Here is a 1000-nt window from a genome sequence, read left to right on the forward strand (position 1 = left end):
ACGGAAAAACCATCGTTATCCCATAATTTTTTCCTATAATACAGTCATCAGGAAAGGAGGCATCCAAGAAGATCAGTATAGAATTTCAAATATTTTCCTCTTCTCAAAATATAGAAATAAAATAGTTTTCCCTCTTCTCTTAAATCAATAATCATGATCCCGATGAAAACCCTCCCCTGTTTTCACGGGAGAAAAGGCTGCGCTTTCCCCGGCGCAGTTTTTTCTGCTTTCTATCATGACTTGCGGAAACACCGGGACTTTTTTGTTATCCTTAAAGAGGGTTTACACGCATTAGACAAAAAATGCTCGGTACGTTCAAAATGATTTTCTATAATAATGTCCTTAAGAAAGGGAGTATCCAGTCAGAAGCCCAAGCTGGCGAATATTCAATTATCCACAAGCATAAACTGATCATTCCAAATTTTTCTCTTCTGTTAATTCATGTCTTTGAAACACTTCTGTCCCTCCCTCAGAAGTTGTTTTTTTCGGCCGGGACTAACGATAACAATACCCTTTCCGATCACCGGCCTGCCTTAACTGGTGTTCTGATTGACGACATTAACTGTTCGTAATCCGCTCAATATCCAGATCTGATTTTCACAAAAAGTTCACGATGCTTCCATAAACAACACACAGTATTCCGATATACTAATAATGGAAACAGAGAAGACCACAAAACATTTCTTCATTTCTAAAATTTTCCTTTCTTAATTAATTTAAATTTGATCTTCTCTGTTCATAATAAGTACGAAAGGAAATCCCCCGTTTCCTTTCTCCCATGAGAAACCGCAACTTTCCCTCTTGCGGTTTTTTTCATTGAGAAACGCCGTAAGTATTGTGGCTCTTTCAAAAATAGTGTTGGTGAGAGAAAAACCGAAACAAGAAAGACGCAGATGAGTTCCAGAAATGGGACTCATTTTTAATACGAAGTGGATACCACGTGCTATGCGCGTGGTGCCAGAGCTTAAAGTGTTAAAAAAACAAATACCCTCCGATATAA

1 protein-coding gene is annotated in these 1000 nt (G+C 38.0%); it reads right to left on the reverse strand.

Going from position 1 to position 1000, the window contains the following annotated elements; translation table 11 throughout:
• Positions 1–716 precede the first annotated feature (716 nt).
• Positions 717–1000: hypothetical protein (locus I2D94_RS18410; RefSeq protein WP_229056923.1), on the reverse strand; the 284-nt coding region annotated here is incomplete at its 5' end.

The sequence above is a fragment of the Holdemania sp. 1001302B_160321_E10 genome (assembly GCF_015552275.1).
Taxonomy (GTDB): domain Bacteria; phylum Bacillota_I; class Bacilli_A; order Erysipelotrichales; family Erysipelotrichaceae; genus Holdemania.